Source organism: Stenotrophomonas sp. YJH_SMC_19, from assembly GCF_059367915.1.
Genome location: NZ_JCAFRI010000017.1, coordinates 1 through 25,896, shown reverse-complemented (window position 1 = coordinate 25,896; position 25,896 = coordinate 1). Strand labels below are relative to the sequence as shown.

The 25,896-nt window shown below is 67.1% G+C and carries 23 protein-coding genes; 7 read left to right on the top strand and 16 right to left on the bottom strand.

Translation table 11 applies throughout. From position 1 onward, the window contains the following. Window positions 1-32: 32 nt before the first annotated feature. From AC5P5R_RS16280 to glnA, 5 genes are all read right to left on the bottom strand, one after another. Window positions 33-521, bottom strand: coding sequence for a cytochrome b (locus AC5P5R_RS16280; RefSeq protein ID WP_049459772.1), 489 nt, complete (start codon window positions 519-521; stop codon window positions 33-35). Window positions 522-646: 125 nt separating this feature from the next. Next, a complete protein-coding gene (locus AC5P5R_RS16275) occupies window positions 647-1,393 on the bottom strand; it encodes an N-acetylmuramoyl-L-alanine amidase (protein WP_005407552.1) in 747 nt (248 codons plus the stop codon). Window positions 1,394-1,623: 230 nt separating this feature from the next. Continuing rightward, window positions 1,624-3,054, bottom strand: a complete 1,431-nt coding sequence (gene amt / locus AC5P5R_RS16270) for an ammonium transporter (RefSeq protein ID WP_100438983.1) — start codon at window positions 3,052-3,054, stop codon at window positions 1,624-1,626. Window positions 3,055-3,075: 21 nt separating this feature from the next. Continuing rightward, window positions 3,076-3,414, bottom strand: a complete 339-nt coding sequence (locus AC5P5R_RS16265; protein WP_004134334.1) for a P-II family nitrogen regulator — start codon at window positions 3,412-3,414, stop codon at window positions 3,076-3,078. A 347-nt stretch (window positions 3,415-3,761) separates the two neighbouring features. Continuing rightward, entirely contained in the window at window positions 3,762-5,171 is a 1,410-nt protein-coding gene (gene glnA / locus AC5P5R_RS16260) for a type I glutamate--ammonia ligase (RefSeq protein ID WP_005407550.1), read from the bottom strand. Between the two features lie 223 nt (window positions 5,172-5,394). Between glnA and AC5P5R_RS16255 the strand changes: the two genes are divergently transcribed. The 3 genes from AC5P5R_RS16255 (at window position 5,395) to AC5P5R_RS16245 (ending at window position 7,709) form a co-directional block, all read left to right on the top strand. Beyond that, window positions 5,395-6,189: an undecaprenyl-diphosphate phosphatase gene (locus AC5P5R_RS16255; protein ID WP_024956253.1), complete on the top strand. Its 795-nt coding sequence runs from the start codon at window positions 5,395-5,397 to the stop codon at window positions 6,187-6,189. 73 nt (window positions 6,190-6,262) lie between these two features. Then, window positions 6,263-7,090 (top strand): META domain-containing protein, encoded by an 828-nt coding sequence (locus AC5P5R_RS16250; protein WP_495226406.1) that lies wholly within the window; start codon window positions 6,263-6,265, stop codon window positions 7,088-7,090. Between the two features lie 142 nt (window positions 7,091-7,232). Next, window positions 7,233-7,709: an META domain-containing protein gene (locus AC5P5R_RS16245; RefSeq protein ID WP_043034985.1), complete on the top strand. Its 477-nt coding sequence runs from the start codon at window positions 7,233-7,235 to the stop codon at window positions 7,707-7,709. 85 nt (window positions 7,710-7,794) lie between these two features. Here AC5P5R_RS16245 and AC5P5R_RS16240 read toward each other — a convergent pair whose 3' ends face one another. The 9 genes from AC5P5R_RS16240 to AC5P5R_RS16200 form a co-directional block, all read right to left on the bottom strand. Beyond that, complete coding sequence (locus AC5P5R_RS16240; RefSeq protein WP_005407546.1) at window positions 7,795-8,406, bottom strand: YbhB/YbcL family Raf kinase inhibitor-like protein; 612 nt, start codon at window positions 8,404-8,406, stop codon at window positions 7,795-7,797. Between the two features lie 10 nt (window positions 8,407-8,416). Next, window positions 8,417-10,486: a tetratricopeptide repeat protein gene (locus tag AC5P5R_RS16235; RefSeq protein ID WP_012478722.1), complete on the bottom strand. Its 2,070-nt coding sequence runs from the start codon at window positions 10,484-10,486 to the stop codon at window positions 8,417-8,419. A 56-nt stretch (window positions 10,487-10,542) separates the two neighbouring features. Further along, window positions 10,543-11,532, bottom strand: a complete 990-nt coding sequence (locus tag AC5P5R_RS16230; protein ID WP_032965474.1) for a YheT family hydrolase — start codon at window positions 11,530-11,532, stop codon at window positions 10,543-10,545. Window positions 11,533-11,584: 52 nt separating this feature from the next. Continuing rightward, the gene (locus tag AC5P5R_RS16225; RefSeq protein WP_043034913.1) at window positions 11,585-12,376 is read right to left on the bottom strand and encodes a lysophospholipid acyltransferase family protein; all 792 of its coding nucleotides are present in this window, start codon (window positions 12,374-12,376) and stop codon (window positions 11,585-11,587) included. Between the two features lie 120 nt (window positions 12,377-12,496). Continuing rightward, entirely contained in the window at window positions 12,497-12,931 is a 435-nt protein-coding gene (locus AC5P5R_RS16220) for a hotdog fold thioesterase (protein ID WP_005407542.1), read from the bottom strand. Window positions 12,932-12,941: 10 nt separating this feature from the next. After that, a complete protein-coding gene (locus tag AC5P5R_RS16215) occupies window positions 12,942-14,990 on the bottom strand; it encodes a phospholipase D family protein (protein WP_100438985.1) in 2,049 nt (682 codons plus the stop codon). Continuing rightward, window positions 14,987-15,604, bottom strand: coding sequence for a YceI family protein (locus tag AC5P5R_RS16210; protein WP_005407540.1), 618 nt, complete (start codon window positions 15,602-15,604; stop codon window positions 14,987-14,989). The genes AC5P5R_RS16215 and AC5P5R_RS16210 overlap by 4 nt, the downstream gene beginning before the upstream one ends. 4 nt (window positions 15,605-15,608) lie before the next feature. Continuing rightward, on the bottom strand, window positions 15,609-16,085 hold the full coding sequence (locus AC5P5R_RS16205; protein WP_005407539.1) for a SixA phosphatase family protein: 477 nt from the start codon (window positions 16,083-16,085) through the stop codon (window positions 15,609-15,611). A 49-nt stretch (window positions 16,086-16,134) separates the two neighbouring features. Next, window positions 16,135-16,764 carry a nucleotide-binding protein gene (locus AC5P5R_RS16200; RefSeq protein WP_005407538.1) on the bottom strand — a complete coding sequence of 210 codons (630 nt, stop codon included), beginning with the start codon at window positions 16,762-16,764 and terminating at the stop codon, window positions 16,135-16,137. Between the two features lie 123 nt (window positions 16,765-16,887). On the opposite strand from AC5P5R_RS16200, the gene AC5P5R_RS16195 reads away from it, so the two are divergent. Next, window positions 16,888-18,372 (top strand): AAA family ATPase, encoded by a 1,485-nt coding sequence (locus AC5P5R_RS16195; RefSeq protein WP_005411847.1) that lies wholly within the window; start codon window positions 16,888-16,890, stop codon window positions 18,370-18,372. A gap of 121 nt (window positions 18,373-18,493) precedes the next feature. Here AC5P5R_RS16195 and AC5P5R_RS16190 read toward each other — a convergent pair whose 3' ends face one another. Next, complete coding sequence (locus tag AC5P5R_RS16190) at window positions 18,494-19,129, bottom strand: tetratricopeptide repeat protein (protein ID WP_005407536.1); 636 nt, start codon at window positions 19,127-19,129, stop codon at window positions 18,494-18,496. 171 nt (window positions 19,130-19,300) lie between these two features. On the opposite strand from AC5P5R_RS16190, the gene AC5P5R_RS16185 reads away from it, so the two are divergent. The 3 genes from AC5P5R_RS16185 to AC5P5R_RS16175 all read left to right on the top strand — a co-directional run bounded on the left by AC5P5R_RS16185 (window position 19,301) and on the right by AC5P5R_RS16175 (window position 24,732). Then, entirely contained in the window at window positions 19,301-22,987 is a 3,687-nt protein-coding gene (locus tag AC5P5R_RS16185; protein ID WP_495226405.1) for an indolepyruvate ferredoxin oxidoreductase family protein, read from the top strand. Window positions 22,988-23,148: 161 nt separating this feature from the next. Next, window positions 23,149-23,406 carry a helix-turn-helix domain-containing protein gene (locus tag AC5P5R_RS16180; protein ID WP_005407534.1) on the top strand — a complete coding sequence of 86 codons (258 nt, stop codon included), beginning with the start codon at window positions 23,149-23,151 and terminating at the stop codon, window positions 23,404-23,406. Between the two features lie 3 nt (window positions 23,407-23,409). Continuing rightward, window positions 23,410-24,732: a type II toxin-antitoxin system HipA family toxin gene (locus AC5P5R_RS16175; protein WP_038646246.1), complete on the top strand. Its 1,323-nt coding sequence runs from the start codon at window positions 23,410-23,412 to the stop codon at window positions 24,730-24,732. Here the strand turns inward: AC5P5R_RS16175 and AC5P5R_RS16170 are convergent, their stop codons facing one another. Then, complete coding sequence (locus AC5P5R_RS16170; RefSeq protein ID WP_100438987.1) at window positions 24,733-25,347, bottom strand: DUF938 domain-containing protein; 615 nt, start codon at window positions 25,345-25,347, stop codon at window positions 24,733-24,735. Window positions 25,348-25,896 lie beyond the last annotated feature (549 nt).

Genomic DNA, 25,896 nt, shown 5'->3' with positions numbered 1-25,896 from the left:
GGCGAGCAAGCCATGCCAGGAGTCCGCGTTCATCACCAACGCATCCGGCCCAGCACCGGATTGCCCGCCAGGTGATGCCGGGCGACGGCCGCCACGTGCAGTGCAACCAGGCCCGCCAGCACCATGCAGGCGTATTTGTGGGTGGCGTTGAATGCAGCGGTGGCCACGGGTTCGGAGAGCGGCGCGGGGATCACGACAAGATGGAACACGTCGATGTCCCGTTCCATCATCAGCACACCGGTTACCAACACGACGGTGGTTACCGCGTAGAGGGCCCAGTGCGCGATTCGTGCCACCGCCTCGCCAGGATTGTGGCGACGGCCGCCGGCGATCGCCAGGCACAGGCGCAGCACGAAGAACGGAATCAGCACCGTGGTGAGCGAGACATTGATGAAGCCGATGCCCTGCTTGAGGCCGGCCGGGGCATCGGCGAATGCCACGTAGAAGCCACTGAACGTAGCCCACAGGATAATGGCGGCAGAAAACCAGTGCAGCAGCACCTGTGTTCTGGAATAAGGCATGGCGTGTCGCTCCGGCAATCAAGCGCAGCGACCTTAGACGTTTGCCGACGCGTACTGAATCAGACACCTTGCAAATGCAGGCCGCACCGCTGCAATTCCCAACGCAGGTCACGCCCTGCCGGCGATCACGGCGTCTGCAGCAGAAGCGAATGCAGGATGCGGGCGTCCTCTGCGTCCAGCGTCATCGGCAGGTCGTCGCGGCCACGGAAGCGGCGGTGGAAGGCGGCGACGGTGGCTTCGCGGTTGTCCAGTGGATAGCCGAAGCGGGCCAGCGCATTCCACGCGTCGAAGCCTTCCGGTGCCGCGCCGTCGGCGGCGCGCGGCCACACCCCGAAGCCGGCCTCGGCCAGCTGCTGCCAAGGGAAGAAGCGGCTCGGATCCTGCTTGCGCGTCGGCGCCAGGTCGGCATGGGCGATGACCTGACGCGGCGGGATGTTCAGGCGGGTGGTGAGATCGCGCAGCAGCAAGATCAATGATTCGATCTGCGCCTGGCTGAACGGGCTGCGGCCATCGTTGTCGAGCTCGATGCCGATCGAGGCCGAGTTGAGATCGGTGATGGTGCCCCAGCGCCCGGCACCGGCGTGCCATGCACGGCGCTCATCGGCGACCAGCTGGTAACGTCGGCCATCGGCGCCGATCAGGTAGTGCGCACTGACCGGCCCACCGCTGTTGGCGGTACGCAGCGTATGCAGGCTCTGCTGCACCGACTTCTGCTCGGTGTGGTGGATGACGATGATGACCGGCGTGCGCGCGTTCTGGTTGGGTGATGGCACCCAGGTGGCGAGCGGGTTGCGGGTTTCCTGCGGCGCGGAGGCACAGGCAGCCAGCAGCAGGCAGGCCGAGAGCATCAGGACAGTGCGGATCGGGTGCATGGCCTGATTGTGCGCGATCAGGCGCGATGATGCATGTCACAAGGAAGATTCTGTAGGTCCACGCCAGGCGTGGATGCGCCACTCCGGCTGTGCCGACCAACGGTCGGCACCCACCAGAGCAGACCCAGACCCCGTGCCAAGCAAGCTTGGCACCTACCAGAACGAGGACAGTGGAAGTGCCGACCAACGGTCGGCACCCACAACATCAATGCAATAGCTCTGCCGCTACTTCAGGCCTCGTAGGCGGATTCGCCGTGCGAAGTCACATCCAGGCCGGTGCGTTCGGCCTCTTCGGTCACGCGCAGGCCGACCACGACCTTGACCACCAGCAGGATGACCGCGGTCACCACCGCCGACCACACCACGGTGAGGCCGACGCTGACCACCTGCACCCACACCTGGTGGGCGATATCCAGACCGGCCTTGGTACCACCCAGCGACTGTGCACTGAACACACCGGTGAGAATCGCGCCGACGATGCCGCCGACACCATGCACACCGAACACGTCGGCAGTGTCGTCCACCTTCAGCAGGCGCTTGAGGCCGGTCACGCCCCAGACGCAGACCACGCCGGCGACGAAGCCGATGATGATCGCGCCGAGTGGGCCGACGGTGCCACATGCCGGGGTGATGCCGACCAGGCCGGCCACCGCGCCCGAGGCCGCGCCCAGTGCCGACGGCTTGCCCTTGCTGATTGCTTCCACCAGCGTCCAGCCGAGCACCGCAGCTGCCGTAGCCAGCACGGTGTTGAGGAAGGCCAGCGAGGCCACGGTATCGGCGGCGGCAGCGGAACCGGCATTGAAGCCGAACCAGCCCACCCACAGCAGCATCGCGCCGATGTAGGTGAACGGCACGTTGTGCGGCTTCAGCGCGGTCTGGCCGTAGCCCAGGCGCTTGCCGACAAACCAGGCAGCCACCAGGCCGGCAACGCCCGCATTGATGTGGACCACGGTGCCGCCGGCGAAATCGATCGCGCCCAGCTCGCCCAGGTAACCGCCACCCCAGACGATATGTGCCATCGGGATGTAGCTGAGGGTGAACCACAGCGCCGAGAACAGCAGCACCGCGCGGAACTTGATGCGCTCGGCGAACGCGCCGACGATCAGTGCGGTGGTGATGCCGGCGAAGGTCGACTGGAAGGCGACGAACAGGTAGTCCGGCAGGCCCTTGATCGGCGTGTTGCCCACCGACTCCGGGGTGAAGCCCTTGAGGAAGGCGAATTCGGTGAACGAGCCGAAGAACGGATTGCCGGCGCTGAACACCGCGCTGTAGCCATAGGCCACCCACAGCAGCAGCACCAGCGAGAACACCACCAGAATCTGGCTGAGTACCGACAGCACGTTCTTCGAACGCACCAGGCCGCCGTAGAACAGGGCCAGGCCCGGCACGACCATCAGCAGCACCAGCAGGGTGGACGTGAGCATCCAGGCCACGTCGCCATGATCATAGGCGGCGGCCGCTTCGGCCACGGCCGGCGCCGCGGCTGCCGCTGCAGGGTCCTGCAGCGGTTCAACGGCCACGCTTTCGCTCGGCAGTGGCGACACCTGCGCCTGGGCTTGGGCATTGCCCGGCCAGGCACCCGCAGCCAGCGCACTCAGCAGCATCAACAGGCACACGATATGGAACCGGGCTTGCCACCCGGTGAGAAGGCGCATCTTCATGGGGGAGTCTCCGGAAGGGGGTTACAGCGCGTCGGCACCGATTTCGCCGGTGCGGATGCGGATGACCTGTTCGACGGCGGTGACGAAGATCTTGCCGTCACCGATCTTGCCGGTGCCTGCCGACGATTGGATCGCTTCGATCACCGCATCGGCACGCTCGTCGGTGACTACGGTTTCGATCTTGATCTTGGGCAGGAAATCGACGACGTACTCGGCGCCGCGATACAGCTCGGTGTGGCCCTTCTGGCGGCCGAAGCCTTTCACTTCGGTCACGGTAATGCCCGACACGCCTGCGTCGGACAAGGCCTCGCGGACCTCGTCGAGCTTGAACGGCCGGATGATGGCGGAGATCAGTTTCATGCGCATGTCCCGAGGGTGGATGGGGCCAGCACGCCAGCGCGCGTTGGCATCAGGCAACCACGGGTCATCAGGATGATGACCGTGGCTGTTGCACCGGACACGTACAGGGCCGGGACGGCCGTGCCTCTCTCCTTGCACGACCGACGCGGGAGGGAGGGCGGCCCTGGTCGCGTATCCGGTCTTTCTCTTGCCCCTGGATAAGCGGGCCAATGGCCCGCGTTCCAATGCAGCGGACTGACAGTCCGCTCTACAACGGCGGGCCTGCGCCCGCCTTGCGGCTCCCCAGCCGCGAAAACGGAAGCGATGGCGGCGGGTGGGAGGGGGAAGCCCACCGCCATCGCATCCGGTCAGCTGGCGTAGTACAGCTGGTATTCCAGCGGGTGGGTGGCCGCGCGGAACTTGGTCACCTCCTGCATCTTCAGCGCGATGTAGCCGTCGATGAAGTCATCGCTCATCACGCCACCGGCCTTCAGGAACTCGCGGTCCTTGTCCAGCGCTTCCAGCGCCTGGTCCAGCGAGGAGCAGACCTGCGGGATCAGCTTCTCTTCTTCCGGCGGCAGGTCATACAGGTCCTTGTCGCTCGGTGCTCCCGGGTCGATCTGGTTCTTGATGCCGTCCAGGCCGGCCATCATCAGCGCGGTGAAGGTCAGGTAGCCCGACTGGATCGGATCCGGGAAGCGCATTTCAATGCGGCGCGCCTTCGGGTTGGACACCCACGGAATGCGGCACGAGGCCGAACGGTTGCGGGCCGAGTAGGCCAGCATCACCGGCGCTTCGAAGCCCGGCACCAGGCGCTTGTAGCTGTTGGTGCCCGAGTTGGCGAAGGCATTGATGGCCTTGGCGTGCTTGAAGATGCCGCCGATGTACCACAGCGCCAGCTGGCTCAGGCCGCCGTAGCCGTCACCGGAAAACAGGTTGGTGCCGCCCTTGGACAGCGACTGGTGCACGTGCATGCCGCTGCCGTTGTCGCCGACGATCGGCTTGGGCATGAAGGTGACGGTCTTGCCGTTGCGGTGCGCGACGTTCTTGATCACGTACTTCATGCGCAGCAGTTCGTCGGCCTTCTGCACCAGGGTGCTGAACTTGGTGCCGATCTCGCACTGGCCGGCGGTGGCCACTTCGTGGTGCTGCACTTCCACTTCGATGCCGACCTGTTCCAGGGTCTTGCACATCTCGGCGCGCAGGTCGTGCAGGGTGTCGGTCGGCGGAACCGGGAAATAGCCACCCTTCACGCCCGGACGGTAACCGCTGTTGGCGCCGTCGTACTTGGCGCCGCTGTTCCAGGCGGCTTCTTCGGAATCGACCTTGAAGAAAGTGTTGCCCATTTCATTGGCGAAACGGACCGAGTCGAAGATGAAGAATTCCGGCTCCGGGCCGAAGAACGCGGTTTCGGCGATGCCGGAGGACTTCAGGTAGGCCTCGGCGCGCTTGGCGATGCCGCGCGGGCAACGGCCATACGGCTGCATGGTGGCCGGGTCGAGGATGTCGCAGCTGATCACGATGGTCGGATCGGCGTAGAACGGGTCGACGTAGGCGCTGGCGGTATCCGGCAGCAGCACCATGTCCGACTCGTTGATGCCCTTCCAGCCGGCGATCGAGCTGCCATCGAACATCTTGCCTTCTTCGAACAGCGACGGTTCGACGATGCTGACCGGGAAGGTCACGTGCTGCTCGACACCACGCATGTCGACAAAGCGCAGATCGACGAATTCGATCTGGTTGTCCTTGATCAGCTTCTCAACGTTTTCCACGGACATCGGTACGACCTCGGATGGGGATGAATGCCTGCTGAGGTAGAGCAACGACCGTGCCAACTTTTCAGATGCCGCAAGTCATTGATTTCATGAAGGCCGCCCCGTGCGGGTGCAGAACGCGGCGCACCAAACGAGTGCACCAACCACCAGACGCACCCGTTTGGTGCAGCGCGGATCGTCTATCCTCTCGCCCTTCTTCCTTCCGCCGCGCGTGCACGCACCGTCCATGTCCGACCTGCTCTCCGCCCTGCTGCTGGGCATCCTCGAAGGCTTGACCGAGTTCCTGCCGATCTCCAGCACCGGCCACCTGCTCATCGCCCAGCACTGGCTGGGTGCCCGTTCGGACTTCTTCAACATCGTCATCCAGGCCGGCGCCATCGTGGCCGTGGTACTGGTGTTCCGCCAGCGCCTGCTGCAGCTGGCCACCGGCTTCAACCAGCGCGGGAACCGCGAGTACGTGTTCAAGCTGGGCGCGGCGTTCCTGGTCACCGCGGTGGTCGGCCTGGTGGTACGCAAGGCCGGCTGGTCGCTGCCGGAAACGGTCAGCCCGGTGGCCTGGGCGCTGATCATCGGTGGCGTCTGGATGCTGCTGGTGGAGGCCTACACCGCGCGCCTGCCCGACCGCGACCAGGTGACCTGGACGGTGGCGATCGGCGTCGGCCTGGCGCAGGTCGTGGCCGGCGTGTTCCCCGGCACCTCGCGCTCGGCCTCGGCCATCTTCCTGGCCATGCTGCTGGGCCTGAGCCGCCGCGCGGCCGCCGCCGAGTTCGTGTTCCTGGTCGGCATTCCCACCATGTTCGCCGCCAGCGCCTACACCTTCCTGGAAATGGCCAAGGCTGGGCAGCTGGGCAGCGAGAACTGGACCGACGTGGGCGTGGCCTTCCTTGCCGCGGCCGTCACCGGCTTCGTCGTAGTGAAGTGGCTGATGGGCTACATCAAGTCGCACAGGTTCACCGCCTTCGCCATCTACCGCATCGCGCTGGGCGCGGCACTGCTGCTGTGGCTGCCTTCCGGCAGCTGAACAGCACCGGGGCATGGCAACCCCGTTGCCGGCCCTACCCCGTTTCCCCCACGGTTCCCCAAGGAGAATCACCATGAACCGCAAGCTCACCCTGCTCCTCCCGCTGGCCCTGATGGCCGCCTGCAGCCAGACCCCGGCACCGGCCGGCACCGGCGGCGGCGACGTGGCCCCGGCCGCGGCCAAGGCAGCAGACCAGCAGACGCTGGCGCACCTGGATGCGCAGCGCCTGCAGAGCCAGCACTGGCTGCTGCAGCAGGCCACCGGCGCCGACGGCAAGCGCATCGACGCGCTGTTCGCCCGCGAGGACAAGCCGGTCACCCTGGACTTCGCTGATGGCCGCCTGTCGGTCAGCAACGCCTGCAACCACATGGGTGGCGGCTACACCCTGGCCGACGGCAAGCTGACGGTCAGTGCGATGGCCTCGACCATGATGGCCTGCAACGACAAGGCGCTGATGGCGCTGGACGAGGCTGTGTCGAGCCGCCTGCAGGGCGAGCTGAAGGCCGAGCAGGATGCCGATGGCAAGCTGACCCTGACCACCGCCAAGGGCGACGTGCTGGTGTTCAACCCGGAACCGACCGCTGAAACCCGCTACGGCGGCGCCGGCGAAACCGTGTTCCTGGAAGTGGCTGCGAAGACCGAGAAGTGCTCGCACCCGCTGATCCCGGACTACCAGTGCCTGCAGGTGCGCGAAGTGAAGTTCGACGACAAGGGCCTGAAGCAGGGCGAGCCGGGCAAGTTCGAGAACTTCTACGGCAACATCGAGGGTTACACCCACGAAGACGGCGTGCGCAACGTGGTGCGCGTGAAGCGCTACGAGGTGAAGAACCCGCCGGCCGATGCGCCGCCGCAGGCGTACGTGCTGGACATGGTGGTCGAGTCGGCCATCGAGAAGAAATAAAACGATGGAAGGGCGGCCGAGAGGCCGCCCTTCTTCATGGTCGGTAGGGCCGGCCGCTGGCCGGCTGCCCTGCGCGGCACTGCCAACACACGGATGCTGCCGGCCAGCGGCCGGCACTACGCGGATGCATCGGGAGATCGGCATGAAGCACGTCCCCGTCCTCATCATTGCTGCGCTGCTGGCCATGTCCGCGAATGTGGCCGCTGCCAGCACGCCCAGCACGCCCAGCACCGATCAGCTTGAAGCGCACCTGTGGCAACTGGTGCGTGCCACCAACGCGCAAGGAAAGCGCATCGACGCGTTGTTCGTCCGCGGTCGCGCGCCCTACACACTGCGCTTCCAGTCCGGTTTCATGAGCGAGTTGAACCTGTGCAACCACGTCAGCAACGAGTACCGGCTGCAGGGCAACCTGCTGATCCTGCGCAACAGCGTGCAGACCACAGCGCTATGCGTCGATCAGAGACTGCCCACGCAGCAGAAGCTCGCCGGAAAGCTGATGCACGGCGAAGGCTCGGCACCGACGCTTGCGCTTGACGACCGCGGCGCGCTGGTGCTGCGCAACGCGAGAGGCGACACCGCAGTGTTCGAACCGGCGGCGCTGCAAGCGGATGGAAGGTAGGGCCGGCCGCTGGCCGGCATCTTCCCTGTGTTGCCGCCGTTGCCTGCAGCAGCCGGCCCGCGGCCGGCTCTACCCTGTGTGCTGCTCAGCCCAGCGCCGGGTTCAACGTGTAGGTGCCGTGCAGTGCGGCTTCGGCCAGCACGTGGCCGTGCATGGCGCGGTACGCGTCGGCGGCGGTGAAGCGCTGCGGCAGGTCCAGCGACGCCACGTCCAGCGCGAATACCCGGAAGAAATAGCGGTGCATGCGCTCGTCGTTGAACGGCGGATACGGGCCGTCATAGCCCAGGTAATCACCGGCCATGTCCGGGTTGCCCGCGAACCAGCCGGTGAAGTCGTTCAGGCCCTGGCGGCTGCCGGCCGGGCCGGCGGGTGCGGGCTTGCCCTTCACCACGAAGCCGTCGCTGCAGCTGCCAGCGGCGATCTCCTGCACCGTGGCCGGGATATCGGCCATCACCCAGTGCACGAAATCGCAGCGCGGCTGGTCGCGCGGCACGCTCATGTCGCTGCGGCCAACCGTCTCCGGCACGGTCGGTACGTCCGGGTCCACGCATACCAGCAGGAACGAACGGGTGCCGGCCGGCGCCCCGCTCCAGGCCAGGTGCGGGTTGCGGTCCGGGGCGAAACCGTTGGCGTCGCCCGCGGCGAACTCACGATCGATCGGTGCGCCGTTGGTCAGGCTGTGGCTGGTCAACTGCATCGGACTCTCCTCACTCTTCCGGGTAACCCAGGCGCACCGCAACCGGGGTGAGCTGGGCGAAGGCGGCGCTCATCACGTCGCGGTAGTTGCGCCAGTGGCCGGCCGGCAGGCGCGGGGCTCCCAGCTGTGCCGCCGGCGGCATCGGCCGCTCGAACAGGCGGCCCAGCAGTTCGGCCATCGCCTGCGGATCGTTGCCGATCTGGTCGATGCGCAGCAGCACGTGCGGGTACAGGTCGTCCTCATGCAGCGTGGCGATCTGGGTCAGCGCGCGGGTCAGCCATTCACTGGCTTCGGCCAGCGACGTCATCGCCAGCGGCGCGGCGGCACCGTAGGCCACCCAGTCCAGCAGCATGTCGCGCGGGTCGCGCAGCACCAGCACCAGGCGGCCCTGCGGCAGCTGCGGGCGCAGCGCCCACAGCAGGGCGTTGTCCCACCACAGCAGCCAGTCGATCACGGTGTCGCTCTGCAGGCCACGTGCCGGCAGCTGTTCACGCCAGCGCTGCACCAGCCGCTCCGGCGTCAGCACGCCTGAGGCCAAGTCCTGCAATGTGTTGTAGTTCTGGAACGCATCATCGGGCGGCGTGTTGGTGTAGCGGTCGCTGCGCAGCACCGGGCTGGCAGCAGCCAGGCCGGTCGCCACCCGCTCAACGCCCGAACCCGGCGGGCCCCAGAGGAAGATCGGCGCGGAGCTGGCATCGCCGTCGATGCTGCCCTTGTCCGGCCAGCTCGGCGGGGACTTGGCCTGTGGCGGCAGTGGCAAGCGCTGCGGCGCCTGGTCAGCCTGCAGCGACAGCCAGGTGCGCAGGGCGTCCTGCGGCTGCCCGGCGCGGTCCTGGATCTCGCCCATCCACGTCCGCAGGTCGGCGCGATGCTCTTCCGGCGCCAGCTCGATCAGCGCCTGCACGCGGGCCACGGCGGCGGCGGGATCGCGCTGCAGCAGGCCTTCGACCAGCCGCGTCTCGCCGCTTACGCGGCCCGGTTCCAGGCTGACGATGCGTTCGGCGATCGCTTCGGCCTGAGCATGTTCGCCGGCCATGTCATGCAGGCGCAGGCGCGCCTCCAGGGCCGGCAGATGCGCGGGCATCGCCGCCATCCAGCGCTCGACCGCGGTCACGGCGCTTTCGCTGCCCACCTGCTCGATGGCCAGCCGTGCCAGCCACACATCGTGCAGCTGGTCATCGGTATCCAGTACCGCATCCAGGCGTGCACGCGCTTCATCCTCGCGCCCCAGGCGCTGCCATGACATCAGCAGCAGCTGCAGCACCTGGCGGTCTTCCGGCTGCGTCTCCAGCAGCGGCAGCAGGTAGTCCAGGGCCTGCAGCGGCTGGCCATTGCGCAGCGACAGTTCACCCGCCAGGCGGCGCATCGACGGTACGTCCATCTCCGGCTGCTGCAGGGCCACCTGCATGGCTTCGGCGGCGGCAGGTACGTTGCCCTGGCGCAGTGCCAGCTGCACCACCAGCCCATGCAGCGAGGACAGCGACGGATTGAGTTCCAGCACGCGGCGGAACGACTGCTCTGCAAACGCCAGCATGTCCTTGCCCAGGTAGGCAAAGCCCAGTGCGTACAGCACGCGGGTATCGTCCGGCAGTGCCTTGCTGGCAGCCGACAGCAGCGCCAGTGCACGGTCGGCGTCACCGCGGCGCAGTGCAACCATGCCGTCGATGGTCAGCAGTTCCGGATGATCCGGCTCCACGCGCGCGGCCAGGGTGGAGATGCGCTGCGCTTCGTCGAAGTCATTGCGGCCGATTGCCAAGTGCGCCTGCATCAGATAGGCGGAGAACGAGTTCGGATCGAGGCCGGTGGTGCGCACCAGTGCTTCGTCGGCACCCTCGAACTGGCGCAGTGCCAGCAGCAGGCCGGCATGTTGCAGGTGCAGCTGGGCGTCGTCCGGGGCCAGCCGCAGCGCCTGCTGCAGGGCCTCCATCGCCTCCTCGGCGTTGCCCTGCTGCTGCAGCGCAAGCGCCAGCCAGCGGTGGGCGTTGGCCTGGCCGGGTTCGTCACGGGTCCACGCCTGGGCCAGCTGCACGGCCTGGTCGGCCTGGTTCTGGCGCAACGCTTGGATGATCTGGTCTTGCATGGCAGTCCGGTTCAAGTGCAAAGCCGCATTGTAGCGGGCTGCGCGCTGTCGCCGGTTCAGGCCTGCAGGACCCGCTGCAGGCGCTGGGCGACCCAGCGCTCGGAGAAGCCGTCGCCGCGCCAGTTTTCGATGAACCCGCAGTGGCCGCCCCAGCAGGCGGTTTCCAGGCGCGCCTGGCCCGGCAGCTGCCAGTTGCTGAAGGTCGCGTACGGAATCACCGGGTCATCCTGCGCCATCAGGATGTCGGCCGGTACCTGCAGGGTCGACAGGCGGTCGCCGGCGATCGAGTAGCCGTCGAAATAGGCCTGCAGCGAACCGAAGCTGGTGTGGCGCTCGACCAGCCAGGCGGTCAGCGCGCGGATGTCCAGCTTCAGCACGCGGTCGTCGCAGTCGCTCAGCTCGGGGAACAGATCGCGCTTGCGGCGCAGCGAGCCGGCCCACTTGCGGCGGAAGTACCAGTCGTACATCGCCGGGCCGTTCTCGATGCTCTCCATCGTCAGCGCCGGGTCCAGCACCGGGCACACCGAGGCGACGCGCAGCAGCGGCACGCCGGCCGCCGGCGCGCGCAGGGCCAGGCGCAGCACGAAGTTGCCACCCAGCGAATAACCGGCGGCCACCAGCGGCAGCTGCGGCCAGCGCTGGGCGATATCGCCCGCGGCGTGCACCACTTCATCGATGAGATTGGAGTGGAAGATGCCGGGGTTCAGGTGATGGGTGTTGCCGTGGTCGCGGAAGTTCAGCCGCACCACGTCGAAGCCCTGCTCGATCATGCGCGCGGCGGCCATGCGCATGTAGCTGGATTCGGCACTGCCTTCCCAGCCATGCAGCAGCAGCGCGATGCCCTTGGGCTCGCGGCCTTCGACATGGCTGTGCCAGCCCTGCAGGCGCACGCCATCACCACCATCGAGGATCAGCTCTTCGCTGACCGCACCGGTGGCCGCCAGCAGCAGCAGGCCGCGCTGCAGGCGCATGCGGCTGGAGCTGAGCATCGACTGCAGGTGCGGATTGCGCAGCCAGCGCGGCGGCTGATAGTCAGCCGCATGCAGCGTCGGCGTACCGGCGTCCAGGACAGGTGGCGGGATCAGGGCCACCGCAGCCTCACCCGGCGCTCATGGCCGCCACGATGCGCGCGCGCGAGGTTTCCGCGATGCGCCGACGGCCTTCCAGGTCCTGTGCACCGATCGGCGCCAGGAAGTGCACTTCCGCACGTCGCACCGGCTCGCCGAGCAGGCGCAGGAAATTGGCAAAGAAGCTCTCGTTCGGACCGAACGCGACGATGGTCTGCGCGTCGCCCTTCGCCCCGTACACCAGGGCCACCGGCTGCACCGGCACGCCGGTCTCGACCGCGGCCTGGAAGATGCGGGCGTGGAACGGGCCCACTTCGTGACCGCCGCGGGTCCGCCCTTCCGGGAACACGCCCACGGCCTTGCCCTCGCGCAGGCGGTCGGCCATCACCTGCATCACGCCACCGAGCGATTCGGTGTTGCCACGCTGGTGGAAGATGGTCTGGCCACGCGCGGCCAGCCAACCCACCAGCGGCCAGCTGGCGATCTCGCGCTTGGCGACGAAGCCCATCATGCGCTGGCTGTGGAGGATGCAGATATCCACCCAGCTGACATGGTTGGCCACGAACAGCACGGCTCCGGGCAGCGGCGCGCCGACCTGCACCAGGCGGAAGCCGAAGATCCACATCAGCCCGCCCTGCCACCAGTTGACCACCTTGGCGCCGAAGGTCGCCTCGCCCACGCGCAGTTCGCCCCACGGCGGAAGCATGCCGATCAGGATGAGCGGCAGGAACACGATGATGTGGACCAACAGCAGCGGTACGCGGTACAGGTAACGGCACACACGCGCCACGCCGCCACGGGGGGCCGGAGTGGGGGAAGTCATCCGCGCACGATACCGGAGGGCCGTCATCGCTGCCAGCCGATTTAGGCCATAACCGCCATCGACCGGGGCAATCGGCGGGGAACGCTGGGTTCCGCTGCCGTCAACGAGCCCCAGGGGGGCTCAGCCGTGACCGGCAGCCACCACCGCCAGGGTCAGCCGCGAGATGCATACCAGGCGGCCCTGCTCGTCCTCGATGCGGATCTCCCACAGCTGGGTGCTGCGGCCGACGTGCAGCGCGCGGGCGGTGCCGGTGACCGTGCCCGAGCGCACGGCGCGCACGTGGTTGGCATTGATCTCCAGGCCTACGCAGACCTGCTTGCCGGTATCCACGCACAGGTTGCCGGCGCTGCTGCCCAGGGTCTCGGCCAGCACCACCGAGGCACCGCCGTGCAGGATGCCGTAGGGCTGGCGGGTGCGCTCATCCACCGGCATGGTGGCCTGCAGCCAGTCCTCGCCGGCGGCACTGAAGACGATGCCCAGGGATTCAATCGCCGTGTTGCGGCTGAGCGCGTTGAGCTGCTCGATGGAAACGGCTTCGCGGAACACCTGGGCCATGCGGGTACCTTCAGAGGATGGGAACGAGACCGGCGCCGAATGCGGTCAGCATGCGCACCAGCAGCCACTTCGGGCCGACGTTGACTTCGGGGAAGTCGCCGACGGCGACGTAGCAGCGATGGAAATCAGGATCCTGCCGCGGCAGCGGCTGCGGGCACTCCGGGCCGGGCTTGAACTCGTAGTCGGTGGCGTAGCGCCAGGGCCAGAAATCAAGGATGGGCAGCGCTTCGGAGGCCTTGCCGACGCTGTAGTTCAGCCCCGACAGCACCGGTGGCTTGGCCCGTGGCGCCACCGTCCAGGAGTTCTGTGGGTGGGTGTCACGCAGGATGCTCTGCGCCAGTTCCTCGGCAAAAACCGGGTCGTCGATGATCACCGCGCCTTCGGTGTTGTAGTTCTCGCTGCGCGGATCGAAGTTGTGGGTGCCGACCACGCCGATGCGGCGGTCGACCACCAGCGACTTGGCGTGCAGGCCCATGCGCGCGCCCTTGCGGGTGACCGGCAACGGCTTGTTGACCGCCTTGCTGCCCAGGAACGACGGCCGCGTCTCGGTGCGCAGCAGGCGCGTTTCCACCTCGCTGCCGGCGGCGCGACGGCGTGCGCGTGCGTTGTCGTAGGCACCATCGCTGTGGCGATTCAACGGGCCCTGCCTGCTGCCGGCATCCGAACCACTGCTGCTGCCACCGCGTGCGTTGCTGCCGGCAGCACTGCCACCGATCAGCGGATTGCGATCGCCCTCGTCTTCCCCCCCGGGCGCAGCGATCGGGTCGGGCAGCAGGTTGCGGTAGTCAACCGGCGCGTCCAGCGGGAACGGCTTGTATTCGAAGATGTTGAAGCCCAGTTCGCGCATGTTGCGCCGCTTGTACTTGTACGACAACGCATACACGATCGGGTTGTCAGTCGCCGCCAGGCTGTTGCTGGACACCACCACGCGCGGTGGCTGCGGGCGCTTGCGCAGTTCACGGAACAGCTTCTGCGCCGGCTTGGACAGCACCAGGTACGGCGTCTGCAGGATCACTTCCTTCTGCGCACTGGCGATCAGCGCATCCAGCTGGGGCTCGGTCACATGCTGGCCGGCCAGCGGTGCATCGGCCTTCTCGCGGCGATGCTTGCGTGGCAGGTCGGCCACGTAGCGCACCGAAGCCACCGGTAGCGCGGTATCCACGAAGGAACGGGTGACGAACTCGGTGTCGTTGGCTTCGGCACTGACCCGCTGTACCCGTTCCGGGCGGCGGAAGCTGGCCGGCGGCAGCGTTGGCACGCCCTCGCGCAGCAACGTGCGGCCCACGTCGTTGAGGCGCTCGGCCGGCACGCTGCGGTGTGCGCGCCAGAACGCGTCGAAGTTGGCCGCCATCGCACGTGCTTCCGGGCCGGCGATGAGTACATCGCGGTCGCGGAAGTTGTACTCGCGGTCCCAGTCGTAATAGTCGTCCTGGTAGTTGCGGCCACCGACCACGCCGATCGCATCGTCGATCACCAGCAGCTTGTTGTGCATGCGCTGGTTGAACCGGCGGAAGCAGCACAGCACGCTGCCGGCATAGTCGAAGTAGTTCAGCCGGGCCTTGCCGAAGGTCGGGTTGTAGACCCGCAGCTGGAAGTTCTGGTGGGCGCCGGACAGGGCGCCGAGGATCTGCAGGTCGGAGATCGCCGAGAGCTGGTCGATCAGCAGCCGCACCTTCACCCCGCGCCGCGATGCGGCCAGCAGTTCGTCGATGACCAGACGGGCGCTGTCGTCCTTGTCGAAGATGTAGGTCTGCAGGTCGATGCTGCGGGTGGCGCTGCGCAGCAGGTTCAGGCGTGCGACCAGGGCGCCCTCGCCCTCATCGAGCAGGGTGGCGTAGTGGCGCGGTCGTTCCGGGGTGGATTCGGTGAACGCCCGGCCGGCCAGCGCCCGCAGCGGCGAATCCTGTGCACAGCGGTCTGCACGCTGGCAGTCGACCACGGTCGAACGTGCCTGCACGGCGATTGCCTCGGCGCGGTCGCGCTCGGCATTCGACAGCGATGCACAACCGCTGCCCAGCAACACGGTTGCCAGCGCCAGTACACGCAGCAGGAGGTTCACGGTTTCGGCGCCTCGCTCAGGCGCGCACGCAATACGAAAGTCACTCGGTCACTCAAGGCAAGCTGCCAGCTGTCCATGCCATACCGGCCTCGCTGCACGGTACCGCGGCTGACGACGTCGCAATCATAGCCGGGTCGGGCGCACTCCGCCTTCTCGACCTTCAGTGTCTCGGGGTGGCTGATCCCGCGCAGGGTCAGCCGGCCGTTGATGTCGCCACCGCTCTCCACGGTTTCCGGCCAGTACGGCAGCGAGTCGAACTCGACCACCGGATGGCGGCCGGCATCAAAGAACTCCTCGCCGCGCATCCACCCGGTATAGCGCGCCTTGCCGGGGATCTCGACCGAGCGCGTGAACATCTTCAGGTGCACCTGGTGGCGGCCGTCGGAGAGGATCTCGATGCGTCCTTCGAAGTGCGGGAACAGGCCTTCGATACGCTGCCCGAAACGGGTGCGCACCTCGAAGCCGATCTGCGAACGCTGGGTATCCAGGCGCATTACCCGGTGCGCTTCGGCGACCACCGGTGGCAGGGTGGTCGGCGTGGGCACGGCCGCCCAGGCCGGGCCGAGTGCCAGCAGCGCGGGCAGCAGATAGCGGCTGCGCCGCGCCAGGCTCATCGGATCACGGCCACCAGAATGCGTTCAGGCTGGCCACGCCTGGCTCGATCGAGGCCTCGCGCGGGAAGCCGAGCACGGCGATGCCGGCCGGCGGCATGCCGCGGTAGTCGCTGCTGGTGCCCTCGGTCATCAACGCCACCAGCCGCTCCAGGCCCGGGTTGTGGCCGACGATCAGCACCCGGTCGAGATCACGGCGGTCGTCCACCAATGCCGCCAGGGTGCCGGGGGTGGCTTCGTAGATGCGGTCTTCCAGGCGCTTTTCCACGTAACCGATGGTGCCGAGCACGGCTTCCAGGGTTTCGCGGGTACGCCGCGCGGGTGAGCACAACACGCAGTCCGGCAGCAGGTTGTTCTCCTTCAGCCACTTGCCGGCGGCTTCGGCTTCGGCGAGCCCCACCGGCGACAACGGCCGGTCGAGGTCGGCCTGGCCGGGGGTAGCCGGTTCGGCATGAGCATGGCGCAGCAGGATCAGTTCACGCATCGCGGGTTTCCATGAAGAAGAGGATGCAGCAGAAAGAGTGACGCAGGCATCAAAGCTTGAGCCAGGACAGCAGCGGCTCCCAGTCGGCCTGATGCTCCCGCACCTGGGCCGAGCGGTAGTCGAACAGGCTGCGGCCGAGGCCGGTCATGACCACGTAGCTCTGGCTGTCACGCAGCTGCGCGACCACCGGGTACGGCCATTCGGCCAGCATCTGCAACGCCTGCTGCGAGGTCTGGGTCCAGGGCTTGGTGCGGTTGAGGACCAGCCCCACCGGCAGCTTGCGGCTGTGCACCCGCGGGTTCTGGGCCAGGCTGTTGAGGAAGCCGACGATGGCTTCGATGTCGAGCGCCGAGGGCAGCACCGGCACCACCACCGCGTCGGCAGCGTCAAGGAAATGGGGGATATCGTCGGCCAACGCGCCCGCCGGTGCGTCGATGATGACGGTTTCGGTGCCATCGGGCAGCTTCTGCGCCCACTGCTTCTTCCGATACACATCAATGGGGAGCACCGCGCTTTCCAGCCCGGCCCGCCGTTGCGCCCAGCGGGTGCTGGAGCCCTGAGGGTCGGCGTCGGCGATCACCGTGGCCCTGCCCTGCAATGCCGCGTACGCGGCCAGGTGGGTGGCGACGGTGGTCTTGCCCACCCCGCCCTTGGAACCGGCCACCAGGATCGTCTTCATGCCAGCCTCGCTTCCGGGTACGTGCCCCGAGCGTACACCGGCGGTGGTGACGGGAGGTAGCACCGCGCTGAACCTGCGGCCATCGCCTTTGCTATCGTGGCGCCCCCGAAGGATCGAACCGGCATGAGCGAGCTGCAGGACCTGAGCGCACTGATCCGCGCCAACACCCCCCTGATCGTGATCGAGACCCAGGACGAGGGTCGCATCGTCGACCTGTTCCGGCAGACGCTGATGCACGTCTGGCGGGCGCTGCACCGGTGGTCGATCACCGAAGGCCTGCGCCGCATCGACCTGGACAGCGAAGATCCGCCGGCCGGGCCACCCGACGCCAGCGCGGCCCTGCAGATGATCCGCCAGGCCGGGCAGCGCGGGGTCTACCTGCTGCTCGATTTCCACCCCTACCTGGGCTATGCCAGCCACCAGCGCGCCCTGCGCGACCTGATCCAGCGCCGTCACAGCGAACCGCACGTGCTGGTGCTGATCGGCGCCAAGGTCGAACTGCCGGCCGAGCTGGAAGCGCTGGCGGTCCGCTTCAACCCGCGCCTGCCCGATGCCAACGCCCTGCTGAAGATGCTGCGCGAGGAGGCCGATGCCTACGCCCGCGAACATGGCGGCCGCCGCGTCGAAGTCGACAGCGAGGCGGTGAAGAAGATCCTGAAGAACCTGCAGGGCCTGAGCCTGGTCGACGCCCGGCGCATCGCCCGGCAGCTGATCTACGCCGACGGCGCGCTGCGCGACGACGACCTGCCGCAGCTGGCACGGCTGAAGTTCGAGCTGCTCAACCGCAGCGGCCACCTGTTCTTCGAGCATGACAGCGCGCGGTTCGGCGACGTGGCCGGCGCCAACCGGCTCAAGCGCTGGATCAACCAGCGGCGTGTGGCGTTCATCGCTGGCTCCGCACCGGCCGGGCTGGACCCACCGCGCGGCATGCTGCTGCTGGGCGTGCAGGGTTGCGGCAAGTCGATGCTGGCCAAGGCCACCGCCGCCGGTTTCGGCGTACCGCTGCTGCGCCTGGACGTGGGCGCGCTGTACAACAAGTACCACGGCGAGACCGAGGCCAACCTGCGCCAGGCCTTGGCCTCGGCCGAGCAGCTGGCGCCCTGCGTGCTGTGGATGGATGAAATCGAGAAGGGCCTGGCCAGCGGTGGCGAGGACGGTGGCGTGTCACGCCGCGTGCTGGGCCATCTGCTGACCTGGATGGCCGAGCGCAAGGCACCGGTGTTCATCGTGGCCACTGCCAACCAGGTGCACGAGCTGCCTGCCGAGCTGCTGCGCAAGGGCCGCTTCGACGAGATCTTCTTCGTTGACCTGCCTTCGCCGGAGGTGCGCGTGGAACTGCTGCGGCTGCACCTGGGTCGGCGCCAGCTCAATGCCGACGACTTCGCGCTGCCGGCGCTGGCGGCCGCGGCGAATGGTTTCTCAGGTGCGGAGATCGAGCAGGCGATCGTGGCCGGGCTGTATGCGGCGCACGCCGAAGGGCGGCCGCTGGATACCGAGCTGCTGATGAACGAGATCCGTGCGACGCGGCCGCTGTCGGTGCTGATGGCCGAGCAGGTCGAGGCGCTGCGGGCGTGGGCATCGGGGCGGACGGTTTCCGCGGACGATTGAGGTTTCCCGCGAACGGCGCAGCCCCTCGTGGCGGCTGGTTGGCTGTGAACATCAAAAAGCCACGCTTGGCCGGGCGGGGTGGATTCGCGGGGGACGCCGTGAACCCGGCCGAACCCCTCCCTCAGGGCCACGCAGGCGGGGCCGCCGCCCAGGCCTGCTGCACTTCGGCCAACGACGCGCGCTCATCCTCGCGCCACTGCGGCAGCAGCTGCGCGTAATTGGCACTGGTGCTCCATTGCGACGGCTCGGTACGCACTGCTGCGGCATACCACTGCACGGCCTCCTGCTTCTGCCCCATCCGCCATAGGGCCAGCGCGTACGTGGGTGGCACCCAGCTGGGCTTGCTGCGCGCATTGCCGGCCGACGACAACCATTGCTCCAGCGCCGCCTCCGGCTTGCCCTGGCGCAGCAGGTCCCAGCCATAGTTCCAACGCACGCTGCGGCCCGCGCTGCTCTGTGCCGGCGCCTCCTTCAGGGCCTCGCCATACAGCTGGTCGGCCAGCTCGGCACGGCCCTGGGTGCTGGCCACCGAAGCCAGCTGCACGGTGGCTTCCACCGCGCGCCGGCCGCGCTCGCGCAGCCTCACCAGCTGGGTGACCAGCTCATCGCCTTCGCCCTGCATCGCCACCATCGGTGCCGCCGCCAGGTCGCTGTCGAAGTAGAACTCCTGTGGTGCCGGCATGGCCGGCGCGGCCCACGCCGTGGCCGCTCCCGAGGCCAGCAGCACGCTGGCCAGGATCTTTCCTGGAACTGACATCCCTTCTCCCCAGGCTGCACAACCGCAGCCTCCCTCTCTCGCCCCGATCCTAACCCCAGCAGCGGCGCGGGCGCGAGTGCCGGGCCCACCACGGCCCCGCTGCTACAATTCGCGCCTTTCCCGCCGCGTGCCTGCACGCGGCCGGTGCCAGCCGATCCTACCGGGCCAGCCATGACCAGTACCGCGCAACTCACTTCGCCCTCTTCCGCCGACCTGCTCGACCGTGATTACACGCTCGACCACAAGTACACCCGCAACGAGGGGCGGATCTACCTGAGTGGCGTGCAGGCACTGGTGCGGCTGCCGCTGATGCAGCGCCTGCGCGATGCCGCCGAAGGCATCGACAGCGCTGGCTTCGTCAGTGGCTACCGTGGCAGCCCGCTGGGTGGCTTCGACCTGGAACTGTGGCGCGCGCGCAAGCATCTGGAAGCGGCCAAGGTGAAGTTCACCCCCGGCCTGAACGAGGACCTGGGCGCCACCATGGTATGGGGCACCCAGCAGACCAACCTGTTCCCCGGCGCCAACGTGCAGGGCGTGTTCGGCATGTGGTACGGCAAGGGACCGGGCGTGGACCGCTGCGGCGACGTGTTCAAGCATGCCAATGCGGCCGGCACCTCGCGCCATGGTGGCGTGCTGGCACTGGCCGCCGATGACCATGCCTGCCGCAGTTCGACCCTGCCGCATGGCAGCGAGGACGAGTTCGTCAGCGCGATGATGCCGGTGCTGAACCCGGCCGGCGTGCAGGACATCCTCGACATGGGCCTGCTGGGCTGGGCGATGAGCCGCTATACCGGCCGCTGGGTCGGCTTCAAGACGATCGCCGAGACGGTGGAATCGTCGGCGTCGGTGCAGGTCGATCCGATGGCGCGCCGCATCGTGCTGCCGGAAGACTTCGAGATGCCGTCGGGTGGCCTCAACATCCGCTGGCCGGACCCGCCGCTGGACCAGGAAATGCGCCTGCACCGCTATGCGGTGAAGGCCGCGCAGGCCTTTGCCCGCGCCAACGGCATCGACAAGGTGGTGATGGATGCGCCGCGCGCGCGGCTGGGCATCGTCACCACCGGCAAGAGCTACCTGGACGTGCTGCAGGCGCTGGAGTACCTGGGCCTGGACGAAGCCGCGTGCGCCGACATCGGCATCCGCGTGTACAAGGTCGGCATGACCTGGCCGCTGGAACCGCAGGGCATCGCGCGCTTCGCGCAGGGCCTGGAAGACATCATCGTGGTGGAGGAGAAGCGTGCCTTCATCGAGCGCCAGATGAAGGAACAGTTCTTCAACTGGCCGGCCAGCTGGGGCCAGCGCCCGTCCATCGTCGGCAAGTACGACGAGAGTGGCGAATGGATCCTGCCGTCCACCGGCGAACTGACCCCGGCCACCATCGCCGGCGTGATCGGCCGCCGCATCCAGAAGTTCTTCAACAACGAATCCATTGAACAACGCCTGCAGTGGATGCAGCAGAAGGAAGCCGAGCTTGCGTTGCCGCGCGCCAGCTTCCCGCGCGTGCCGCACTACTGCTCGGGCTGCCCGCACAACACCTCCACCCAGGTGCCGGAAGGCTCGCGGGCACTGGCCGGCATCGGTTGCCATTACATGGTGACCTGGATGGACCGCAGCACCGACACCTTCACCCACATGGGCGGCGAAGGCGTGACCTGGGCCGGGCAGGCGCCGTTCACCGATACCCCGCACGTGTTCCAGAACCTGGGCGACGGCACCTATTTCCACAGCGGCTCGCTGGCGATCCGCCAGGCGGTCGCGGCCGGCGTCAACATCACCTACAAGATCCTCTACAACGATGCGGTGGCGATGACCGGCGGCCAGCCGGTGGACGGCCCGCTGAGCGTGCCCGACATCGCACGGCAGATGCGCGCCGAAGGCATCCACACCATCGTGGTGCTGTCGGACAACATCGGCAAGTGGACCGGCCAGCGCGAGCACTTCCCCAGCGACGTGGAGTTCCACGACCGCAGCGAACTGGAGGAGGTGCAGAAGCGCCTGCGCGAAGTGAAGGGTGTTTCGATCCTGATCTACGAACAGACCTGCGCCACCGAGAAGCGTCGCCGCCGCAAGCGCGGCAAGCTGGAAGATCCGCAGAAGCGGGTGCTGATCAATTCGCTGGTCTGCGAGGGTTGCGGCGACTGCGGCAAGAAGAGCTTCTGCGTGTCGGTGCTGCCGAAGGAAACCGAGTTCGGGCGCAAGCGCGAGATCGACCAGTCCAACTGCAACAAGGACTATTCGTGCGTGAACGGCTTCTGCCCGAGCTTCGTCACCGTACACGGTGGCCAGCCGCGCAAGGGCAGCAAGCGCGATGCCTCCACGCTGCTGGACAATCTGCCGGCACCAACCATCCGCGGCACGCTGGAACAACCCTGGAACATCCTGATCACCGGCGTCGGCGGTACCGGCGTGGTGACCATCGGTGCACTGCTGGGCATGGCCGGCCACCTGGAAGGCAAGGGCGCGACCGTGCTCGACCAGACCGGCCTGGCGCAGAAGGGTGGCGCGGTGACCACGCACATCCGCATCGCACGCCGCCCGGATGACATCCACGCCGTGCGCATCGCCGCCGGTGAAGCCGACCTGGTGCTGGGCTGCGACATGGTGGTGGTCAACGACTACTGGGCGCTTTCGAAGGTGCGCGCCGGCCGTTCGCAGGTGGTGCTGAACACCTACGAAGCGATGCCGGGCACGTTCACCACCCGTCCGGACATGCAGTTCCCCGCCGCCGACATCATCGCCGGTGTGCGCGTAGCCCTGGGCGGCCAGGAGCCGCTGCTGCTCGATGCCACCCAGCTGGCCACCGCGCTGCTGGGCGATGCCATCGCCGCCAACCTGTTCATCCTCGGCTACGCCTGGCAGCAGGGCCTGGTGCCGCTGTCGTTCGAGTCACTGATGCGCGCCATCGAACTCAATGGCGCCGCCGTGGCGATGAACCAGCAGGCCTTCGCCTGGGGCCGCCTGGCCGTGGTCGACCCGCAGGCCGTGCAGCAGGCCGCCGGCCTGGTGCGCAACCGCCACACCGATACCGAGTCCACCCCCGGCCCGCTGCACCCGCTGCCGCCGGGCGAGTGGGAAGGCAATGAATGGGGTGCGACCGCGGCACCGCGCAACACCGGCGACGAACGCGAGCTGCGTGGCCTGCCCTCGCACGGTGGCGACGTGGCATTCCTGCCGCTGGACGACGCACGCCTGTCGCGTTCGCTGGACGAAATGATCGAGCGTCGCGCCGCCTTCCTGGTCGATTACCAGGACGCTGCCTATGCCAAGCGCTACCGTGATCTGGTGGCACGCGTGCGCGCCACCGAGGCCGAGCGCATCGGCGGTTCCACTGCGCTGACCGAGACCGTCGCCCGCTACCTGTTCAAGCTGATGGCCTACAAGGACGAGTACGAAGTGGCCCGCCTGTACACCAGCGGTGACTTCCAGCGCCGCCTGCAGCAGCAGTTCGAGGGCGATTACCAGTTGCGCTTCCACCTGGCGCCGCCGCTGTTCGCGAAGAAGGACGAGCAGGGCCGGTTGCTGAAGAAGGAATACGGCCCGTGGATGTTCAAGGCCTTCAGCCTGCTGGCCAAGCTGAAGTTCCTGCGTGGCGGCCGACTCGACGTGTTCGGCCGCACCGAGGAACGCCGCATGGAGCGCAAGCTGATCGGTGACTACGAGGCGACCGTGCAGGTGCTGCTGGATGGCATGGATGACGACCGCCTGGCGCTGGCGGTGGAGATTGCCAGCATCCCCGAGCACATCCGCGGCTTCGGCCACGTCAAGGAAGCGCACTACGAACAGGCCAAGGCGCGCGAGGCTGCCCTGCTGGCGCAGTGGCGCAACCCGAAGGCGCTGCACATCGTGCAGGTGGCTTGACGCGGCGCTGCGTCATGGAAAGGCAACCTATAGGTTGCATAGCGATATAGCAATCGATAGGTTGCCTCCTCAGCGAGAAAGCGATAGGTTGCTTGTCGTAAAGCAACCTATCCTTTGCGTACGCGTTGGCGTACGGTCATCTTTCCTTGAGGACTGCCGGTATGGACAGGCCGCTGCACACAGTGAGGACAGCCCAACAACTTGCGCCCCTGATGCGTGCTTTCCGGCGCCAGGCGGGCCTGAGCCAGGCTCAGCTGGCGGAGCGACTCGGGATCAGCCGCCAGGCAGTGGGCGCGCTGGAACGCGACCCTGCATCGGCAAGTTTTGAACGCCTGATGCGGATCTGGGCGGTGCTGGGTCTGGAGGTCAGCCTCCAGCAACGAAGTCCCCAGGAGAACACGTCGTCATTGGAGTGGTGAGCCATGGGTACGCTGCAGGTCTGGATGAATGGTGTGGAAGTCGCACTTTGGGATGATGTCCGGAACGGGTCATCCCGGTTGTCGTATGTCAGCCAGTGGATCAGCTCGCCCCAGTCCCGACCGTTGTCGCTCTCTCTACCCCTGCTCCCAGATGGCGAGAGCCATCGGGGCAACGTCGTCAACGACTACTTCGATAACCTTCTTCCCGATAACGTCGCCATACGCAACCGGATCCGCGACCGGTTCGCCACGCGCGGCAGCGATACGTTCGATCTTCTTGAAGCCATTGGACGGGATTGTGTCGGCGCAGTGCAGCTGTTGCCGCCTGCGCATCCACCCGAAGACATCCAGCAGATCACGTGCGAGGTGTTGGACGAAGCAGGTGTCGCTACGATCCTGCGTCAGGTGACGACAGGGAACCTGCCTGGCGCACCCAGCCGTGATGATGCATTCCGCATTTCCATCGCCGGTGCGCAGGAAAAGACCGGTCTTCTGCTGCATGCTGGCAAATGGTGCATTCCTACCGGCAACACACCATCCACTCACATCTTCAAGCTGCCGCTTGGCATTGTTGGCAACATGCGGGCAGACATGCATCAGTCCGTGGAGAATGAATGGCTGTGCATGCATCTGCTTTCCGCCTTTGATATCCCCGTGGCCGAGACGCAGATGGGCCGCTTCAACGACCAACGTGCTCTCATTGTCGAGCGGTTTGACCGTCGCCTGTCTGCCGACCGCCGGTGGTGGCTGCGACTGCCACAGGAAGACATGTGTCAGGTCTTTGGTCTGCCGGCTGCCAGAAAGTATGAATCCGATGGCGGCCCCGGTATCGTTCCGATCATGGATCTGCTTCGACAGTCCGAACACCCCGAGGATCGCGCGATCTTCTTCAAGACGCAGATTCTTTTCTGGATGCTGGCCGCAACCGACGGCCATGCCAAGAATTTCAGTGTTCACCTGGAAGCCGGTGGACGCTTCCGCCTGACGCCCGTCTACGACGTGCTGTCGGTATATCCCATCCTCGGCAGGGGACCCAATCAACTCGATCCACGAAACGCACAGCTCGCCATGGCCGTACATGGCAAGAACCGCCACCGGAAACTGCACCTTGTGCGACGGCGGCACTGGAATGAAACCGCGCGCGCCTGCGGCGTTGCCGATGGTGCAGAACCATGGATCAAGACATTGATCGCGGCCGTCGAGCCCGCCATCCAGCAGGTCACCCGTCAGCTCCCGGATGACTTCCCCTCAAACGTGTCCGAACCGATTTTCAACGGACTTCGTGCTGCGGCAGCACGCCTTTCCAGCATGGCCCCCGAGGCTTGATCACCCAAACCGCCACAGCAGGAGGCGGTTGTTGGCCGGCATCGCCACGTCGCGCAGGCGGGTGAAGCCGTTGTCCTCGGCCAGCGCCTGCACGGCTTCCACATCGCGGATGCCGCTGCGCGGGTCACGTGCCTTCAGCCACGCATCGAACTGCGCGTTGCTGTCGCTGGTGTAGCGGCCGCCGTAGTTGAACGGGCCGTAGACCGCCAGCAGCGCACCGTGGCGCAGCAGCGGCGGCAGCGCGGCAAACAACGCCTGCACGTGCTCCCAGCCCATGATGTGCAGGGTATTGGCAGTGAACGCCGCATCGAACGTGCTGCCCTGTGGCAGGCTGAGCCCGGGCGCCGGTGGCAGTTCCACCTGCAGCGCCGCCGGCGGCAGCAGGTTCAGCAGCGCCGCCTCGGCGCGCCAGGCCTCGATGCCGGGCAGATGGTCCGGGTGATCGCTGGGCTGCCAGCGCAGCCACGGCCAGCGCTCGGCGAAGAAGGCCGCATGCTGGCCGGTGCCACTGCCGATCTCCAGCACCCGATGGCGGTCGCCCATCCACGGGTCGAGTGCGGTGGCGATGGGTTCGCGGTTGCGCTCGCAGGCTTCTGAATTCGGCTTGCTCGACATCAGGACGGGGTCCGGGCGGGGTCGGCTCCATTGTGCACGAGGGGGTGTTGCTCGGCAGGGCTGCGCCCTGCACCCGCAGAAGCCGGAGCAACGGCAACAGCCAAAGCAACAGCAACAGCGGGCTTCCTGTGGGATGGCGGGGTGGGTCCGGTTGCGGGGGACGCCGTAAACCCGTCCGTGGGGGCTTGGCCGCGGCATCCATGCCGCGGACACCCCCGCAACCGGACCCACCCCGCCTTCGACAGTTTTCTGCGATCTGTTGGAACGGCTCCTGGGTTCAGATCCGTTTTCCGCAGGAAAACGGATCTGAACCCGGATACATTTCGATATCTGACAGACGTGTCGACCAAGGTCGACACCTACCAACAGCCGAGTGAACCTGTCGAAGGTGGGGCGGTGTCGGATTGCGGGGTGTCTGATCTGGCCCCCTGAAAACGGACGCCATGAAGCCGTTTCAGGCGGCAGCCCGGAGCTGCCGGGCGTAGTTGTTAGGCGAGTGGTAGCCCAGCGCCGAGTGTAGCCGGGCTGGATTGTAGAAGCCGTGGATGT

Excerpts from the sequence above, each read along its gene's own strand:
- AC5P5R_RS16280 (WP_049459772.1), bottom strand. The coding sequence starts at position 521 with ATGCCTTATTCCAGAACACAGGTGCTGCTGCACTGGTTTTCTGCCGCC.
- AC5P5R_RS16275 (WP_005407552.1), bottom strand. The coding sequence starts at position 1,393 with ATGCACCCGATCCGCACTGTCCTGATGCTCTCGGCCTGCCTGCTGCTG.
- amt (WP_100438983.1), bottom strand. The coding sequence starts at position 3,054 with ATGAAGATGCGCCTTCTCACCGGGTGGCAAGCCCGGTTCCATATCGTG.
- AC5P5R_RS16265 (WP_004134334.1), bottom strand. The coding sequence starts at position 3,414 with ATGAAACTGATCTCCGCCATCATCCGGCCGTTCAAGCTCGACGAGGTC.
- glnA (WP_005407550.1), bottom strand. The coding sequence starts at position 5,171 with ATGTCCGTGGAAAACGTTGAGAAGCTGATCAAGGACAACCAGATCGAA.
- AC5P5R_RS16255 (WP_024956253.1), top strand. The coding sequence starts at position 5,395 with ATGTCCGACCTGCTCTCCGCCCTGCTGCTGGGCATCCTCGAAGGCTTG.
- AC5P5R_RS16250 (WP_495226406.1), top strand. The coding sequence starts at position 6,263 with ATGAACCGCAAGCTCACCCTGCTCCTCCCGCTGGCCCTGATGGCCGCC.
- AC5P5R_RS16245 (WP_043034985.1), top strand. The coding sequence starts at position 7,233 with ATGAAGCACGTCCCCGTCCTCATCATTGCTGCGCTGCTGGCCATGTCC.
- AC5P5R_RS16240 (WP_005407546.1), bottom strand. The coding sequence starts at position 8,406 with ATGCAGTTGACCAGCCACAGCCTGACCAACGGCGCACCGATCGATCGT.
- AC5P5R_RS16235 (WP_012478722.1), bottom strand. The coding sequence starts at position 10,486 with ATGCAAGACCAGATCATCCAAGCGTTGCGCCAGAACCAGGCCGACCAG.
- AC5P5R_RS16225 (WP_043034913.1), bottom strand. The coding sequence starts at position 12,376 with ATGACTTCCCCCACTCCGGCCCCCCGTGGCGGCGTGGCGCGTGTGTGC.
- AC5P5R_RS16220 (WP_005407542.1), bottom strand. The coding sequence starts at position 12,931 with ATGGCCCAGGTGTTCCGCGAAGCCGTTTCCATCGAGCAGCTCAACGCG.
- AC5P5R_RS16210 (WP_005407540.1), bottom strand. The coding sequence starts at position 15,604 with ATGAGCCTGGCGCGGCGCAGCCGCTATCTGCTGCCCGCGCTGCTGGCA.
- AC5P5R_RS16205 (WP_005407539.1), bottom strand. The coding sequence starts at position 16,085 with ATGCGTGAACTGATCCTGCTGCGCCATGCTCATGCCGAACCGGCTACC.
- AC5P5R_RS16200 (WP_005407538.1), bottom strand. The coding sequence starts at position 16,764 with ATGAAGACGATCCTGGTGGCCGGTTCCAAGGGCGGGGTGGGCAAGACC.
- AC5P5R_RS16195 (WP_005411847.1), top strand. The coding sequence starts at position 16,888 with ATGAGCGAGCTGCAGGACCTGAGCGCACTGATCCGCGCCAACACCCCC.
- AC5P5R_RS16190 (WP_005407536.1), bottom strand. The coding sequence starts at position 19,129 with ATGTCAGTTCCAGGAAAGATCCTGGCCAGCGTGCTGCTGGCCTCGGGA.
- AC5P5R_RS16185 (WP_495226405.1), top strand. The coding sequence starts at position 19,301 with ATGACCAGTACCGCGCAACTCACTTCGCCCTCTTCCGCCGACCTGCTC.
- AC5P5R_RS16180 (WP_005407534.1), top strand. The coding sequence starts at position 23,149 with ATGGACAGGCCGCTGCACACAGTGAGGACAGCCCAACAACTTGCGCCC.
- AC5P5R_RS16175 (WP_038646246.1), top strand. The coding sequence starts at position 23,410 with ATGGGTACGCTGCAGGTCTGGATGAATGGTGTGGAAGTCGCACTTTGG.
- AC5P5R_RS16170 (WP_100438987.1), bottom strand. The coding sequence starts at position 25,347 with ATGTCGAGCAAGCCGAATTCAGAAGCCTGCGAGCGCAACCGCGAACCC.